Genomic DNA, 15,298 nt, shown 5'->3' with positions numbered 1-15,298 from the left:
GCGGGGGGTGGAATGGACCGAAGAAAACATCCGGAAACGGAGCCTGGGTGCTGACGTCAGCGCCGGGGCTTGCGCCCGTCTTCTGACGTCGTGAAACCTTGTTGTGCTGCCCGCGCCGCCTGCCGACATCCTGGAATGCGACCGGCCACATGGGCATGGTTCTGACGACGTTGCTCTGCCGTCCGGCCTCGGTGCCTGCCCGCTCGCTTTGGGAAGCGGGCCCGACCTCGATGACCTGACGTTGCATCACCAAAAGTGATGAGCAGCCTACTCACAATGACTGCTCACCGCCACGTTCTCGTCGACCTCGAACGCGCACGTCCGAGTAAAATGAGAAAAATCAAATACTTACAACGGAAACGTGGCAAGCAGCATTATAGGGGCTAAAGCCCGCAAGGCCGCCCCAGGGACTGCCCGCAGTGCCGCGAGGGGGGCCGCGCCCCCCAAAACCGCTTCGGCCGCTTCGGCCGCTTCGGTCGTATCCGCGGCGCCGACCATGCCGCCGCCTGCGGCGACGGTGACGCCCGTCGCCTCGGCGCAGGTCCGTCAACTGACCGTCGACGAGGGCTCCGCCGGACAACGGCTGGACAACTTCCTGATCCGCGAACTCAAGGGCGCGCCCAAGACGCTGGTCTACCGGATCATCCGGTCCGGCGAGGTGCGCATCAACAAGGGCCGCTGCAGCGCCGACTCGCGGCTGGCCGTGGGCGACGTGGTACGCGTGCCGCCGGTGCGCCTGGCGGAGAAGCCCGCCGAGCAGGCCGCCGCCGTTCCCGCCCGCGAGTTCCCGGTCGTCTTCGAGGACGAGCACCTGATCGTCGTCGACAAGCCCGCCGGCGTGGCGGTCCACGGCGGCTCGGGCGTGAGCTTCGGCGTGATCGAGCAGCTGCGGCGCGCACGCCCGCAGGCGAAGTTCCTGGAGCTGGTGCACCGGCTGGACAAGGAAACCTCCGGCCTGCTGATGATCGCCAAGAAGCGCAGCGCGCTGACGCACCTGCAGGACCAGTTGCGCGACCGCGAGACCGGCAAGACCTACGCGGCGCTGGTCGCCGGTGCGTGGGCGAAGGGAAAGAAGGTCGTGGACGTCCCGCTGCTGAAGTTCGTCGGCAGCGACGGCGAGCGCTGGGTGAGGGCGGTGCCCGATCCCAAGGATCCGCAGGCGGACCAGGCCAAACGGTCGATCAGCCTGGTGAAGGTGGTCGAAGCGTATTCGGGCGACAGCGGCGGCAACAGTGGCAAGGCCGCCGGCAGCGGCGGCTACAGCCTGCTCGACGTCACGATCAAGACCGGGCGCACGCACCAGATCCGGGTCCACCTGGCCCACGAAGGCCACCCGATCGTCGGCGATCCCAAGTACGGCGACTTCGAGGCCAACCGCGCGCTGGCCCGCGGCGCGTTGCGCTTCGACCGGATGTTCCTGCATGCGCGCCAACTGCGCGTGGTGCACCCGGCGACCGGCGAGACCTTGACCCTGGAGGCGCCCTTGCCGCCGGAGTGCGAGAAACTGCTGGCCGCGCTGCGCCGCCCGGCGCCCTGACGACCTCTTGCGGACTGCCATGCCTCAACGCTTCGATCTGATCGTCTTCGACTGGGACGGCACCCTGTTCGACTCCACCGCGCTGATCGTGCGCTGCATGCAGGCCGCGTCGGCGGACCTCGGCCTGGAGCCGCCGTCGCGCGAGCGCGCCGCCTACGTCATCGGCATGGGCCTGATCGAGGCACTGCAGTACGCGTTGCCGGGCCTGGACCCGTCGCGGTATCCGGAGCTCGGCCAGCGCTACCGGCACCACTACTTCGCGTCGGCGCACGAGGTGACGTTGTTCGACGGCGTGCCGGAACTGCTGCGCGACCTGAAGGCGCGGCACCACTGGCTGGCCGTCGCGACGGGCAAGAGCCGCCGCGGCCTGGACGAGGCGCTGGCCGCCGTGGACATGAAGACGCTGTTCGACGGCACCCGCACCGCGGACGAAACCGCCGGCAAGCCGAATCCGCAGATGCTGCTGGAGCTGATGCGCGAGTTCGGCGCCGACCCCGAGCGCACGCTGATGATCGGCGACACGACGCACGACCTGCAGCTGGCGCGCAATGCCGGCTGCCCGGCGGTGGCGGTCACGTACGGCGCGCATGAGCACGAATCGCTGCGCGGCTTTGAGCCGCTGCTGGTCGCGCACGATGTGCCGACGCTGCGCGACTGGCTGCTGACGAACGCTTGACCCACGCCTGACTGCTTCCTGATTTCCCTCCGATCTGTCCCGCTTTCCGGACCCCTCCCGAATGAACCCCGAGCAAGACCTGCCCCCGGTGCCGCTGTGCGCCTCCTCCGAGCTGGAGGAACGCGGTCGCGCGCGCACCTTCGACGTGCTGCAGTTCCGCCAGCCCGCCTCGGCCTTCGTCCTGCGCTTCGACGGCGAGGTCGTCGGCTACCTGAACCGCTGCGCGCACGTGCCGACCGAGATGGACTGGCAGGAGGGCGAGTTCCTGGACAGCAAGAAGGAATACATCATCTGCAGCATCCACGGCGCCGTGTACCACCCGCGGGACGGACGCTGCGTGACCGGCATGTGCGGCCGTTTCGGCCTGACCAAGCTCGACGTGCGCGAGCGCGACGGCCAGGTCTTCTGGTATCCCTCCCGCGACACGCGACCCGTTTTCGAGGATTGAATGAACCCCAACGACGACTCCAGCGCCGGCAGCGACCTGCCGCGCCCGATCCCCGACGCGACGGCGCGCCCGGAGGACATCATGAAGGCCGCGGCGCCCGCCGCGCCTGCTTCCGCGGCGGCGTCCGCCTCGCAGGCCTCGGCCGGTGCTTCGCCGCTGCCAGGCCGCTACGAGCACGTGATCGAGCAGTTCGCCCATGACTACCTGCGCGACCGCCGCAGCGACCGGCGCTGGAAGACCTTCTTCCGGCTGATCTGGGTGTCGGTGCTGCTGCTGTTCATCTGGTCGATGTTCGCGACCAAGCACCATGGTGGCGCGACGACCGGGCCGCACACGGCGCTCGTGGAAGTGCGCGGCGAGATCGCGCCCGACACCGAGGCCAGCGCCGAGCTCATCAACGCCGCGCTGAAGGCCGCGTTCGAGGACCAGGGGTCGCAGGCGGTGGTGCTGCGCATCAACTCGCCGGGCGGCAGCCCGGTGCAGGCGGGCATCGTCAACGACGAGCTCAAGCGCCTGAAGGCGCTGCACAAGAAGAAGGTGTACGCGGTCGTCGAGGAGATCTGCGCCTCCGGCGCGTACTACATCGCCGCGGGCGCGGACGAGATCTACGTCGACAAGGCGTCGGTGGTGGGATCGATCGGCGTGCTGATGGACGGCTTCGGCTTCACCGAGGTGATGAAGAAGGTCGGCGTCGAGCGCCGCCTGATGACGGCAGGCGAGAACAAGGGGATGCTGGATCCGTTCTCGCCGGTGACCCCGAAGCAGCAGGCCTACGCGCAGGCGATGCTGGACCAGATCCACCAGCAGTTCATCGCGGTCGTGCGCGAGGGGCGCGGCACGCGGCTCAAGGAGACGCCGGAGATGTTCTCCGGCCTGTTCTGGAACGGCGAACAGGCGATCCAGCTCGGCCTGGCCGACGGCACGGGCAACCTCGACTACGTCGCCCGCGAGGTGGTGAAGGCCGAGGACGTCGTCGACTACACGCCGCGCGACAACGTCGCCGAACGCATCGCCAAGCGCTTCGGCGCATCGATGGGCGAGGGCGCGGTCAAGGCGATGCGCTCGATGACGACGATCCGCTGATCCGCTGATCCGCTGATCCAGCGATCCAGCGATCCGATCTCCAGCGGAAGAGGACTACGGCGCGGCATCGACGCCGTGCGCCGCAAGGCGGCGCGCGGCCGGTGCGTTCCGTACCGGCACGCCTGACGTGCCATTCTTCCGAAGGAGAACTTCTCATGACGACTTCATTGCCGTCCACGCCCCAGACCACGACGATCGTCGATGTCGAATCGTCGATGCTCGCGCTGGAATACGCGGGTTCGATCCTGAGTCAGTCGACCTGGTTCCTCCCGTTTGCCGGGGAATGGGCTGAGTTCAATGGCTCGGCCGTGAAAGCGGCCTTGCCCGACGCGCAGGAGCAGCAGCTGATCCAGGCCATCTCGGCAGGGTTCCTGGCCACGACCGACGTCGACCGCATCGCGGCCGACGCCCTGGCCGAGAACGTGTTGCGGATCGCTGTCGGCCTCAACCCCGGCGTGCTGATGAATCAGCCGCAAGGGGTCGAGCAGGCGAACGCGGTGCTCTGAACCGGCGCTGTTCCGGGAGCGGGACGGTGGCCGGCTTCGTGTGATGCCGGCCGTCGTGTCCGCGGGGCGGATGCCCGACAATGCGGGCCCGACCCAGCCATCGCTGCGAGCGCGCCTTCCGCGCACCGCGGCGACGTCGCCAGGCCTGTTCACACTCCCAGCCCCCAGGACTGCTTCCATGAACATTGCCTCTCGCGGCGCCGCGTCGGTGCTTCTTCCTCTCCTGCTCGCGGCGTGCGCGTCATCCACCACCGAGGCGCCGCGGACGACGCCGGCGTCCTCCCAGGTCGAGCCCGAATTCGTGCTGCTCGGCGAGCTGCACGACAACCCCGAACACCACCGCGCCCGCGCCGAACAACTGCGTCGGCTGATCGCGCAGGAGCCGAAGACGGTGGTCGTCTTCGAGCAGTTCTCGCGCGGCGAGGACGCGGCCGTCGCACAGGCGCGCATGGCGTCTCCGGGCGATGTGAACGCCGTCATCGATGCGGCGAAGTTCGATCGCAAGGGCTGGCGCTGGCCGCTCCACCAACCGCTGTTCGACGTCGCGCTGCAATCCGGCGCGGAAGTCCGCGGCGGCAACATCGATCGCGACCAGGTCCGCAAGATCGTCCGCGAAGGCGACGCCGCCTGGCCCGCGGATCTCATCGCGCTGCGCGATCGCACCGTCTGGAACGGCACGCAGCAGGACGCACTGCGCAAGGACATCCAGGACGGCCATTGCGGCGCGATGCCGGAGGCCATGCTGCCCGGCATGGTCCAGGCGCAACGCGCGCGTGACGCGGCGATGGCGCAGGCAATGCTCGATGCGAGGAAGTCGGGCGCGAAGCGCGTCGTGCTGATCGCCGGGAACGGGCACGTGCGCCGCGATGTCGCCGTGCCGGTCTACCTGCAGGCGGCCGGGGTGCCGGCGTCGGACATCGATGCCATCGCGTATCTCGAGCCCGGCAGCGCAGCAACAGCCGGCGGCTACGACCGCGTCGAGCGCGCACCCGCGCCCTCTCGCGAAGACCCCTGCGCGCAGTTCAGGAAATGATGTCCGGGGGAGACCGCCTACCTGCAGCAGGCGGGGCGTCGGCCGCCATTGCATGGGGCCGCAGCCGGCAAGCGGCTGAACCCCAAGCAATGCCGTCCCCCATCACTGTCGTCCGTTCACGGTTTTGCGACCGAGGACTGCGGGAGTAAGGAAAGAGCGATCGCGACGTCGGCGGCGGCGGTGGCGTTGTGGAGGTCGCGGTTATGCGAGGACCACTTCGACGCCGCGGCGTCGCAGTTCGCCGACGATGGCCTCGTCAGCCTCCTTGTCCGTGATCAGCATGTCGATCTGCTCGACCGGCGCGATCACCGAGAGGTTGCGCTTCATCAGCTTGGACGCGTCCGCGACCGCCACGATCTGGCGCGCGATCTTCATCATCTGGGCGTTCAGCTGCGCTTCCAGCAGGTGGGGCGTCATCAGGCCGATCTCAGGGTCGAGACTGTCGACACCCAGGAACAGGCGGTCCGCGTAGAGACTCTGCAGCGCCGTGACCGCCTGCGGTCCGGACAGGGAATACGAGTTCTGCCGCAGCAGGCCGCCCGGCATGATCACGTTGACGCCCGGCACCGTCGCCAGCAGCACCGCGATGTTCAGCGCGTTGGTGATGACGTTCAGCGACTGCAGCCGCAGGCCGCGGATCTGCTTGGCGATCTCCTCGGTCGTCGAACCGGAGTCCAGCAGGATGGTCTCGCCATCGCGGATCAGCTTGGCCGCCTCGACGGCAATGCGCACCTTCTGCTCGTGGTGCAGCTTCTGCTTGACGCTGATCGGCACCTCCTCGGTGTCGCGATGCGCCAGCGCGCCGCCGTGCGTGCGCAGCAGCGCGCCCGTCGACGCCAGCGCGTTCAGGTCGCTGCGGATCGTCACGACCGAGATGCCGAAGCGCTCGGCCAACTCCTCCACCGTGACCTTGCCCTGCGCCTGCACCTGCTCGCGGATCAGCCGCCGGCGCTCGTCGATCAGCAACGCGGCGTCAGGCTTCTCGGCGATGGTGGAAGTAGTGGTGGTGGTCATGGGAAACGGAAGCGATGAACTTTCGGATGATATCGATCCGGCGATGTTCGCAAGCCCCGGCCCGACCCTCAGGCTCCCTCTCCCGCTTGCGGGAGAGGGTGGGGGTGAGGGCCAGCGGCCGTCGCAGGCCGGAGCTGCACGCCCGCCAGCCGAGCGGCGTACATGGCTGCGCCCATCTCCGGACCGAAGCGCGGCACGATCAACTCGGCGCCCGGGACCTCGCGCGCGAGCGCCAGCCGCAGCGCCTCGGTGACGGTGGCGCCGGCCTCGAAGACGCCGCCGGTGTAGGAGACCGGCACCGTCGCGTCCGCCGGCAGCGCCAGTTGCCGGGCGATGGCGCCCGCGAGCGCGGCGAGCTCCTCGCCGGCGCGCCCGAGCAGCACGATCGCCTGCGCGTCGCCGTCGGCCGCCGCCGCGGACACGAGCCGCGCGAACTGCGCGAGCCGGCTGCGCGCCGCGTCGCCGTTGATCGCCGCGCAGAGGTCCAGGTCGTGTGCGAGCTGGAAGTGTTCCCGCACGAGGCCGAGCAGCGGTCCCGGCGCGGCGCGCCCGTCCGCCATGCGCGAGAAGAGCGCGAGGCCTTCGCGCGCGAGCCAGTAGGCCGAGCCCTCGTCGCCGAAGACCTCGCCCCAGCCGCCGGAGCGCGCGCCGCGCCCCTGCCACTCGCCGTAGGCGATCGAGCCGGTGCCCGCGACGAGGCTGATGCCGTCGTCGCCGCCGAGCGAGCCGGCCCAGCTGCAGACCATGTCGTTGCCGATGACCGCGCGCGGCAGCACGCCGGCCAGCAGACCGTCGAAGTCGGCCAGCAGCGCGCTGTCCTCGCCGTGGGCGGGCAGACCGGCGAAGGTCGACGTCACCCGCGACGGCGCCAGGTCGGCCTGCTTCAGCGTCTCGGCGACGCCGTCGCGCAGCAGCGCGCGCAGCGCGTCGAAGCCGATCTCGAGGTAGTAGCTGGTGCTGCCGACGTGACGCGCCAGCAGCCGGCCGTCGCCGTCCAGCAGCAGGAAGGAGGTCTTGGTGCCGCCCCCGTCGATGCCGAGGAAGATCGGGCGGTCGGTGGCGTCGTGGGTGACGGGAGTCATGAGCGGATCATCGGGCTGGTCGGAGGTCGGGGCGATGCGGGTGCAAGCCGTGGGGCGCGTCGCTGCGAGAGTCGTGGTGCGGGCGCCGGGCGACTCAAGGCGCCGCCGCGGCGAGCGGATGGATGATGACGCCGCTGACGACGCGCGTCACGGTGCCCGACGCGCTCGGATTGTCCGGCGTGATGCCGAGCTTGAGCGAGGCCAGCAGCGCCAGGCATTGCGCGAAGACCAGCGCCACCGGCGTCAGCGCGAGGTCGGGCGCGTTGACCGGCAGGTCGAGCAGCACGTCGTCCGCGGCCAGCGCGTCCTCCGCGTTCAACGCCGAGGTGCTCAGCGCGACGATCCGGCCGCGGCCCTGGCGGCGCAGCTCGCGCAGCAGGTCCAGGTCGTAGCGCCGGGTGTAGCTGTCGTTGGACAGCACGATCAGCACCAGCGTGCGGTCGTTCAGGATGGTTTTCGGGCCGTGGCGGAAACCCAGCGGCGAATCGGCCAGCGCGACGAGACGTCCGTCGCTCAGCTCCAGCACCTTCAGCGCCGCTTCCTTCGCCAGGCCCTGCAGGCCGTTGCTGCCGAGCACGACGACGCGCTCGAAGGGCTGCGCGTTCAGCGCGTCCAGGCGGGCGGCCTCGGTGGCGAGCAGCTGGCGCGCCGCGTCGCCCAGCGTCTCGGCCGACGGCAGCGCCATGCCGAAGGCCCAGGCCGCGGCCAGCAGCATGCCGGTGAAGCTCGAGGTCATCGCAAAGGCGCGGTCATGCGTCTCGTCGGGCAGCAGCAGCACGTGGGCGCGTTCGCGCTCGCCGAGCCGGCGCGCCAGCGTGCCTTCGGCCGCGCAGGTGACCGCGAGGTGATGGCACTCGCCGAGGGTCGCGTCAGCCAGGTCCACCGCCGCCAGACTCTCGGGGCTGTTGCCCGAGCGGGCGAACGAGACCAGCAGCGTCGGCACGCCGGGCTGCAGGCATTGCGCGGGGTTGGAGACGATGTCGGTGGTGGCGATCGCCTCGACGCGGAGGCCGGGCTTCGCGCCCAGTTGCTGCAGCAGCGCGGGGGTCAGGCATTGCCCGATGAAGGCGGAGCTGCCCGCGCCCGTCAGCACGATGCGCAGGTCCGACAGCGCCAGCAGCGGCTGCAGGAAGGCGTCGATCGCCGCGCGTTGCGACTGCACCAGCGCATGCACGCTGCGCCAGACTTGCGGTTGCTGGGCGATCTCGCGCGCGGTGTGCGTGGCGCCGCGGCGGTCGAGTTCGGCGGGTTCGAAGTGGAGCAGGCTCATCGTGACGGGTCTTGTTCTGTGGGAAAGGGCCGGGTGTCGGAGCGGTTCAGGCGTTCAGGCGGTCACGCGTTCTGGCATCCGGACGGTCGGGCGTTCAAGCAGTCAGGTCTTCAGGCGGCGCAAGCGGCGAGGTAGGGCCGCAGCGACTGCGCGGCGCCGTCGCGGAGCAGTTCCGCGGGACGGTTGCGCAGGCGGCCGTCGCGGATCGCGTCGTACTGGCGCGGCAGGAACTGGCTCAGCAGCGTCAGCGGCGGCGGCGAATGCTCCAGCCGGTCCAGCAGCGCCGCGCAGGCGGTCTGGACCTTCGGGTGCGCCCAGTAGTAGCGGATGCGATCGCTCAGGCTGTAGGCCAGATCGACCTGCAGGCGCGAGGGATCCTGGTAGTACGGCTGCCAATGGCCGGGCTCCGCGCGCATCACGCCGAGCACCGTGTCGATCAGGTTGCCCTGGCCGGCCTGCGGGCCGAGCCATTCGCGCTCGACGGCGGCCAGCGCCCACAGCGTCTCGCGCAGCGCGAAGGTCGCGCCCGGGCCGACCTTCAGGATCGCGAAGTGGTCGCGCGCGAGTTGCGCCAGGCGTTCGGGCGTCTGGTAGTCCGTCGAGTGCGCCTCGAAGACCAGGCCCGGCTGCGATGCGATGAACGCGCTCAGCGCGCGCGCCTTTTCGGGCTTGTAGTCGATGACCTTGTGGTGGTCGAACTCGACGCCCGGCTGCACGACCATCGCGATCACGCGTTCCCAGGCCGCTTCGAGTCCGGCCTTGCCGAAGGCATCGCGGTGCAGCGCCAGCGTCGCGCCGGCCGCTTCGGGCGAGGTCACCGCGAGGTCTTCCAGGTCCTCATGCGCGCCGCCCGGCACCGGCACCTCGGTGCCGATGACGTAGACCGGCGGTTCGCCGCGGTCGGGCGTGTCGCGCCAGGCGGCCTCGGCGGCCAGGCACAGGCGCACGGCGCGGGCGGCGATCTCGGCCTCGGACAGCGGCACCGGATCGTCCGCGCAGGACATCGAGCAATCCAGGTGGATCTTGCGGAAGCCGGCCGCGACGTACTGCGCCACCATCACCTCCGCCTTGGCCATCGCCTGCGCGGCCGGCAACTTGCGCCAGGCGTTCGGGCCGAGGTGGTCGCCGCCGAGGATCAGCAGATCGGTGGCGACGCCCTCGGCCTGGGCGATCGCCTCGACGAAGCGGCGGAAGTCGACCGGCGTCATGCCGGTGTAGCCGCCGTCCTGGTTGACCTGGTTGGAGGTCGCCTCGATCAGCGCGGGGCGGCCGAGCGCGCCGCACTCGCGCAGCGTCGCGGCGATGACGACCGGATGGGCCGAGCACATCGAGGGAATGCCGATGGCCGGAGCGGCCGTGCCGATGGCCGGACCGGCCGAAGATCCCGGCGCCGACTGCTTGTGGCGCCGCACGAGATCGAGCATGAGCTTCAAGGGGAATCCTTCCTGTCGAATGAGGGTGGGGCGGACGGCGGGACGCCGGGGTCAGGCCTTGCTGTCCTTGCTGTCGCCTTCGGGTTGCAGGGCCAGCAGCAGCGCGGCGAGCAGCGCCAGCGCGACGCCGGCCAGCTTGAAGCCGCCGGGCGTGGCGCCGCTCATCGCCATCGAGGCGAGCGCCGTCAGCAGCGGGGCGCCGGCATTGACCAGCGGCGAGACGACCAGCGCCTTGCCGTAGCGGAAGGCGTAGACCAGCGTGAGCGCGCCGATCGCGTTGAGCACCTGGATCACGGCGGCCAGGCCGGGGCCGTCCCAGCCCCACGGGATCGGCTTGGAGAAGTCCGTCATCCACAGCGCGGCCGGGATGCACAGCAGCGCGCTGACGGTCATGTAGAAGAAGACGCTCTCCGCGCTGGCGGCGTTGTTGGCGGTCTTCAGGAAGTAGGCCTGCAGGCCCCACGCCGCCATGACGACGACGGCGAGCGCGAACCACAGTCCCAGCGCCTGGCTCTGCTGGCCGGGCTGGTAGTCGAACAGCGGCAGTGCGCACAGCGCCAGCACGATGCCGGCGACGCCGAGCTTGCCGGTACGCTCGCGCAGCAGTCCGAAGGACAGCGCGATCGTCACCCCCGGCGACAGCGACACGATCGGGAAGATCAGGTAGGCCGGGCCGGACTCGACCGCGCGGAACAGCAGCATCTGCCCGCCCGCGCCCAGCAGCCCGACGGTCAGCCCCTGGATCACGGCGCGGCGGTCGCGCTGCAGCTTCCAGCCGGCGCGGGCCAGCACGAACACGGCCGGCGGGATCATCGTCAGCGCCCACACGACGTAGACCAGCGTGTCCGGGAAGCCGCGTTCGGAAGACAAGCCCGTCAGCGCCCCCCACGCGCCCCAGAACAGGGTCGTGACAAGCGCGTAGGTCAGCCAATGTCGTTGCATGGGATTGCTTTCTTTCTTGGAGGGGGCTCGACGGGCTCGGTGGATCGTCGGAAGCTTTCGAACGAAAGAATAGGGCAAGGAAACCGGAAACACAACGGAAGAAACCGTGACAGGCCCTGAAGTGGTGTATTTCGCGGGAAAACCCGGAGAAATCAGGCGCTATCGAGGTGCGAATCAGTGATTGTCTTGCTCGAATTCTTTCGTGCGTCATCAATTCGAAAGAATAAACGTCGGTAAAAACGATATGCGAAATTAATCGAAAGACTACGTAGACTTGCGGCAAGCCGGTCGAGGTCCAGGACTGGCAGCGGACAAGCCAACAAAGGAACCATGAGATGCGAGCTCCCCTGTCCTCCCTCCTGATTGCCGGTTTTGCGCCGCGGCCCGTCGCCGCCGCCGCCGCGATCGCCGCGCTGACCGCCGTGGGCGCGGCCCAGGCGCAGGTCCAGCCCGCGGCCGCCGCCGCCTCGGCGCCCGCCAACACCCAATCCGTTGAATCGAAGGCCGACGCCAAGGCCAAGGACGCCGACCAGACGCTCGAGCGCGTCGAGATCACCGGCACCCGCGCCAGCCTGCAGCGTTCGTTGAACCTCAAGCGCAGCGCGTCGGGCGTGCAGGACAGCATCAGCGCGACCGAGCTGGGCCGATTCCCCGACGACAACGTCGCCGACTCGCTGAGCCACATCACCGGCGTGTCGATCTCGCGCACCGCCGGCGGCGAAGGCCAGAAGGTCAGCGTCCGCGGCCTGGGCCCCGAATACACGCTGACGACCTTCAACAACCGCATCCTCGCCACCGACGGCGAAGGCCGCGACTTCGCGTTCGACGTGCTGCCCTCGGACATCATCAGCGGCGCCGACGTCGTCAAGTCCGCGCAGGCCTCGGTGATGGAAGGCGCCATCGGCGGCCTGGTGAACCTGCGCTCCGCCAGCCCCTTCGACCAGCCCGGCCAGCACGGCATCCTGCGCGTCGAGGGCGACCGCAACACGATGTCCAAGCTCAACGGCGGCAAGGTCTCGGCCACCTACAGCAACACCTTCGGCAAGGAGCTGGGCGTGCTGTTCGGCGTGGTCTACGCCGACCGCAAGGTCCGCACCGACACGGCCGGCAACGACGGCGGCTGGACGCGCAACCCGATCTCCGACCCGGCCGCCAACTGGACCGGCAACGCCTGGGGCGGCAACATCGATCCGAACGGCAACGGCGTGCTGGACCCCGATGAAGAGGGCCTGATCGGCCCGGGCCAGTTCCGCGTCGGCACCATCCAGGAACAGAAGAAGCGCACCGCCCTGTCGGGCAAGGTCGAATGGCGGCCGAGCGACGCGCTCAAGGTCACCGTCGACGGGATCAAGACGCGGCTGAACTCGCCGCAGGTCGGCTATCAGCAGTCGTTCTACACGCTGTTCTCGCCGGGCCGCTGGTCCAACATCAAGACCCAGAACGGCGTCGTCACCGGCTTCACGATGGACAGCACCGACCCGGACCTGATGCTGAATCCGGAGCTGCTGAACCTGACCACGCACCGCGTCGTCGACAGCGCCGTCTACGGCATCAACGCCGAGTGGAAGGCCACCGAGACGCTGAAGTTCAACGGCGACGTCTACCAGTCGACCTCCAAGCGGCACTCGGGCGGGCAGGACACCTACACGGTGCTGCGCATGAACCAGCCCAACGTGACGACGGTGAACCTGACCGGCTCGCAGGTGCCCGACATCAAGACCACCTTCGCCGACGGCCGCGACCTGATCTCCGGCCTGGCCAGCGGCGCCTTCGGCCCGAGCGACTTCAACACCCACTACCTGGGCCTGAGCGGCGACAACATCGACGACAAGATCCGCGGCCTGACGCTGAACGGCGCCTGGTCGGTGGACCGCTTCAACGTCGACCAGATCCAGTTCGGCGTGCAGGCCACGCGGCGCGACAAGAACCGCGACCTGGTCGACAACGCGATCAACGGCGGCGAGAACTACTACTCCGGCACCAACGCGATCAACGTCGGCCAGCTCGGCGGCAACGTGCTCAACGAGCACCTGACCCCGCCCAACTTCATGAACGGCGTCAGCGGCAGCTTCCCGCGCAGCTTCCTGGGCTTCGACGTGCCCAACTACCTGGCGGCGCTGCAGGCCTACAACGGCAAGCCGCGCCCCGACGGCGGCACCTACGACTTCAGCCAGGCCGGCCCGGTCTGGAACCCGCTGCAGAGCTACCGCGTGCGGGAGAAGACGACCTCGTTCTTCATCGAGGCGGACCTCTCCGGCGAGCAGTGGAACGCGGACATCGGCGTGCGCCTGGTCAAGACCAAGACCACGGCCAAGGCCTGGGACGCCAAGATCGAGAGCCTGACCGAGAACGGCCCATTCAACTACTCCGCCGTCTACGCGGACCCGACCGAGATCAGCCAGAACGCCGAGTACACCTACGGCCTGCCGTCGGCCAACTTCGTCTGGCACTTCACCGACAAGCTGCAGCTGCGCCTGGGCGCCGCGAAGACGATGGCGCGTCCGTCGGTCGAGCAGCTCGCGCCGACCAGCACGACGGCCAGCGTCGCCTGGGGCGACTTCACGCAGGTCTTCGGCGGCAACGCCGACCTGAAGCCCTACAGCGCCAAGCAGTACGACGCGTCGCTGGAGTGGTACTACGCGCGCAACTCGGCGCTGACCTTCGCGGTGTTCCAGAAGGACATCAAGAACCAGATCACCACCAGCTGGGAGACCGGCGTCGACATCGGCGTGCCGGGTCACCTGTTCAACGTGATGAAGCCGATCAACGGCGACAAGGCCAAGGTCCGCGGCATGGAGATCGGCTTCCAGCACCTGTGGGACAACGGCTTCGGCGTGCGGGCGCAGTACACGCGCAACCGCTCCGACAGCTGGGTGGGCGGCGAGAAGCGTCCGCTGGAAGGCATCGCGCCGGCGACCTCGTCGCTGGGCCTGCTGTACGAGAAGGGCCCGTGGAGCATCAGCGCCACGGCCGACCACACGGACGAGTTCGTGTCGGCGATCAACGTGATCGGCCCGGGCTTCAACGAGCGCGCCAAGGCCATCACCTGGCTGACCGCGCAGGCCGCGTACGAAGTCAACAAGTGGCTGCGGATCTCCATCGAGGGCCGCAACCTGACCGATGCCAAGCAGGAGTACACGCTGGGCAACGGCGACATCACCTTGCCGCAGGGCTACAACCGCTGGGGCAGGGCGTTCACGATCGGGGCGAGCATCAAGTTCTGAGGCCGCGCCGATCAAAAAAAGAACACGAGCTAGACAAGCAAGCAGGACAGACGGGAGACGTCGGATTGGGCCATCCAGTCGGCGTCATCCGGTCGCCGCATTCGAGTCGGGATGTTCTTGAGAGGACGTTGGGCGTTCCACAACAAGCAGGCCGCGTTGCCGGCCGCATCCCAGGAGAACTCATGAAACGATCGCTGATCCGTTCGATGGCCACCCGCCTCGCCACCGCCGCCGCGCTTGCGGTGGGTCTCACCGCCGCGACCGGCGCGCAAGCGCAGTCGTGGTGGAAGCCCGGCGTCAACACGACCTGGCAGTGGCAACTGACGGGCACGCTCAACACCGGCTACAACGTGGCCGTGTACGACATCGACCTCTTCGACACTTCCGCGCAGACGATCGCCGGGTTGAAGGCGCAGGGCCGCAAGGTCGTCTGCTACTTCTCCGCCGGCAGCTCGGAGAACTGGCGCGCCGACTTCGGCAGCTTCAACGCCGCCGACATGGGCAACGCGCTGGACGGCTGGGCCGGCGAGAAGTGGCTGGACACGCGCTCCGCCAACGTGCGCGCGGTGATGCTCAGCCGGCTGGACCTGGCCGTCTCGAAGGGCTGCGACGGCGTCGAGCCGGACAACGTCGACGGGTACACCAACTCGACCGGTTTCCCGCTGACGGCCGCGACCCAGCTCGACTACAACAAGTACCTCGCCAACGCCGCCCACGGCCGCGGCCTGGCGATCGCGCTGAAGAACGACGTCGACCAGCTGGCCCAACTGGAGCCCTACTTCGACATGGCCGTCAACGAGCAGTGCAACCAGTACGACGAGTGCGGCGGCTACTCGGTCTTCACGAGCAAGAACAAGCCCGTGTTCAACGCCGAGTACGCGTCCAAGTACAAGAAGAACACCAACGGCGCGCGCGACAAGCTCTGCGCGAAGATGACCGCCGCGAAGATCCGCACGCTGGTGCTGCCGCTGGATCTGGACGACGCCTACCGCTACAGCTGCAACTGACCGTCTCTCTCATCAGTTCCCACTGTTTCCACTGTTGTTGATC

General features: G+C 69.0%; 13 protein-coding genes. 8 read left to right on the top strand and 5 right to left on the bottom strand.

Annotated features, from left to right (window positions below; all coding sequences use genetic code 11):
• Nucleotides 1-496: 496 nt before the first annotated feature.
• The 6 genes from AC07PR_RS15810 to AC07PR_RS15785 all read left to right on the top strand — a co-directional run bounded on the left by AC07PR_RS15810 (nucleotide 497) and on the right by AC07PR_RS15785 (nucleotide 5,283).
• Nucleotides 497-1,537: an RluA family pseudouridine synthase gene (locus tag AC07PR_RS15810; RefSeq protein ID WP_377161551.1), complete on the top strand. Its 1,041-nt coding sequence runs from the start codon at nucleotides 497-499 to the stop codon at nucleotides 1,535-1,537.
• Nucleotides 1,538-1,556: 19 nt separating this feature from the next.
• The gene (locus AC07PR_RS15805) at nucleotides 1,557-2,213 is read left to right on the top strand and encodes an HAD family hydrolase (protein WP_377157335.1); all 657 of its coding nucleotides are present in this window, start codon (nucleotides 1,557-1,559) and stop codon (nucleotides 2,211-2,213) included.
• A 61-nt stretch (nucleotides 2,214-2,274) separates the two neighbouring features.
• Nucleotides 2,275-2,661, top strand: a complete 387-nt coding sequence (locus AC07PR_RS15800; RefSeq protein WP_495135829.1) for a Rieske (2Fe-2S) protein — start codon at nucleotides 2,275-2,277, stop codon at nucleotides 2,659-2,661.
• Nucleotides 2,662-3,744, top strand: coding sequence for a S49 family peptidase (locus AC07PR_RS15795; protein ID WP_495135828.1), 1,083 nt, complete (start codon nucleotides 2,662-2,664; stop codon nucleotides 3,742-3,744).
• 155 nt (nucleotides 3,745-3,899) lie between these two features.
• The gene (locus tag AC07PR_RS15790; protein ID WP_495135827.1) at nucleotides 3,900-4,250 is read left to right on the top strand and encodes a hypothetical protein; all 351 of its coding nucleotides are present in this window, start codon (nucleotides 3,900-3,902) and stop codon (nucleotides 4,248-4,250) included.
• A gap of 178 nt (nucleotides 4,251-4,428) precedes the next feature.
• Nucleotides 4,429-5,283, top strand: a complete 855-nt coding sequence (locus AC07PR_RS15785; protein ID WP_495135826.1) for a ChaN family lipoprotein — start codon at nucleotides 4,429-4,431, stop codon at nucleotides 5,281-5,283.
• Between the two features lie 201 nt (nucleotides 5,284-5,484).
• Here the strand turns inward: AC07PR_RS15785 and AC07PR_RS15780 are convergent, their stop codons facing one another.
• The 5 genes from AC07PR_RS15780 to AC07PR_RS15760 form a co-directional block, all read right to left on the bottom strand.
• Nucleotides 5,485-6,297, bottom strand: coding sequence for a DeoR/GlpR family DNA-binding transcription regulator (locus tag AC07PR_RS15780; protein WP_377157326.1), 813 nt, complete (start codon nucleotides 6,295-6,297; stop codon nucleotides 5,485-5,487).
• Nucleotides 6,298-6,365: 68 nt separating this feature from the next.
• Entirely contained in the window at nucleotides 6,366-7,379 is a 1,014-nt protein-coding gene (locus AC07PR_RS15775; RefSeq protein ID WP_495135825.1) for a BadF/BadG/BcrA/BcrD ATPase family protein, read from the bottom strand.
• Nucleotides 7,380-7,473: 94 nt separating this feature from the next.
• A complete protein-coding gene (locus AC07PR_RS15770) occupies nucleotides 7,474-8,649 on the bottom strand; it encodes an SIS domain-containing protein (RefSeq protein ID WP_495135824.1) in 1,176 nt (391 codons plus the stop codon).
• 110 nt (nucleotides 8,650-8,759) lie between these two features.
• The gene (locus AC07PR_RS15765; RefSeq protein WP_495135823.1) at nucleotides 8,760-10,082 is read right to left on the bottom strand and encodes a D-tagatose-bisphosphate aldolase, class II, non-catalytic subunit; all 1,323 of its coding nucleotides are present in this window, start codon (nucleotides 10,080-10,082) and stop codon (nucleotides 8,760-8,762) included.
• A 51-nt stretch (nucleotides 10,083-10,133) separates the two neighbouring features.
• On the bottom strand, nucleotides 10,134-11,024 hold the full coding sequence (locus AC07PR_RS15760; protein WP_377157320.1) for an EamA family transporter: 891 nt from the start codon (nucleotides 11,022-11,024) through the stop codon (nucleotides 10,134-10,136).
• A 335-nt stretch (nucleotides 11,025-11,359) separates the two neighbouring features.
• On the opposite strand from AC07PR_RS15760, the gene AC07PR_RS15755 reads away from it, so the two are divergent.
• Both AC07PR_RS15755 and AC07PR_RS15750 read left to right on the top strand, forming a co-directional pair.
• Entirely contained in the window at nucleotides 11,360-14,248 is a 2,889-nt protein-coding gene (locus tag AC07PR_RS15755) for a TonB-dependent receptor (protein WP_495135822.1), read from the top strand.
• Between the two features lie 182 nt (nucleotides 14,249-14,430).
• Entirely contained in the window at nucleotides 14,431-15,255 is an 825-nt protein-coding gene (locus AC07PR_RS15750) for an endo alpha-1,4 polygalactosaminidase (protein WP_377157316.1), read from the top strand.
• Nucleotides 15,256-15,298: the final 43 nt, after the last annotated feature.

Source organism: Roseateles sp. GW821-FHT09H11 (assembly GCF_059415845.1).
Note: the sequence above shows the minus strand (reverse complement) of the source record. Positions and strands in the feature narration are given on the sequence as shown.

What these genes read in the sequence shown, in the direction of transcription:
- AC07PR_RS15795 (WP_495135828.1), top strand. Translation starts at nt 2,662, where the DNA reads ATGAACCCCAACGACGACTCCAGCGCCGGCAGCGACCTGCCGCGCCCG.
- AC07PR_RS15790 (WP_495135827.1), top strand. Translation starts at nt 3,900, where the DNA reads ATGACGACTTCATTGCCGTCCACGCCCCAGACCACGACGATCGTCGAT.
- AC07PR_RS15800 (WP_495135829.1), top strand. Translation starts at nt 2,275, where the DNA reads ATGAACCCCGAGCAAGACCTGCCCCCGGTGCCGCTGTGCGCCTCCTCC.
- AC07PR_RS15770 (WP_495135824.1), bottom strand. Translation starts at nt 8,649, where the DNA reads ATGAGCCTGCTCCACTTCGAACCCGCCGAACTCGACCGCCGCGGCGCC.
- AC07PR_RS15750 (WP_377157316.1), top strand. Translation starts at nt 14,431, where the DNA reads ATGAAACGATCGCTGATCCGTTCGATGGCCACCCGCCTCGCCACCGCC.
- AC07PR_RS15805 (WP_377157335.1), top strand. Translation starts at nt 1,557, where the DNA reads ATGCCTCAACGCTTCGATCTGATCGTCTTCGACTGGGACGGCACCCTG.
- AC07PR_RS15775 (WP_495135825.1), bottom strand. Translation starts at nt 7,379, where the DNA reads ATGACTCCCGTCACCCACGACGCCACCGACCGCCCGATCTTCCTCGGC.
- AC07PR_RS15760 (WP_377157320.1), bottom strand. Translation starts at nt 11,024, where the DNA reads ATGCAACGACATTGGCTGACCTACGCGCTTGTCACGACCCTGTTCTGG.
- AC07PR_RS15810 (WP_377161551.1), top strand. Translation starts at nt 497, where the DNA reads ATGCCGCCGCCTGCGGCGACGGTGACGCCCGTCGCCTCGGCGCAGGTC.
- AC07PR_RS15755 (WP_495135822.1), top strand. Translation starts at nt 11,360, where the DNA reads ATGCGAGCTCCCCTGTCCTCCCTCCTGATTGCCGGTTTTGCGCCGCGG.
- AC07PR_RS15785 (WP_495135826.1), top strand. Translation starts at nt 4,429, where the DNA reads ATGAACATTGCCTCTCGCGGCGCCGCGTCGGTGCTTCTTCCTCTCCTG.
- AC07PR_RS15780 (WP_377157326.1), bottom strand. Translation starts at nt 6,297, where the DNA reads ATGACCACCACCACTACTTCCACCATCGCCGAGAAGCCTGACGCCGCG.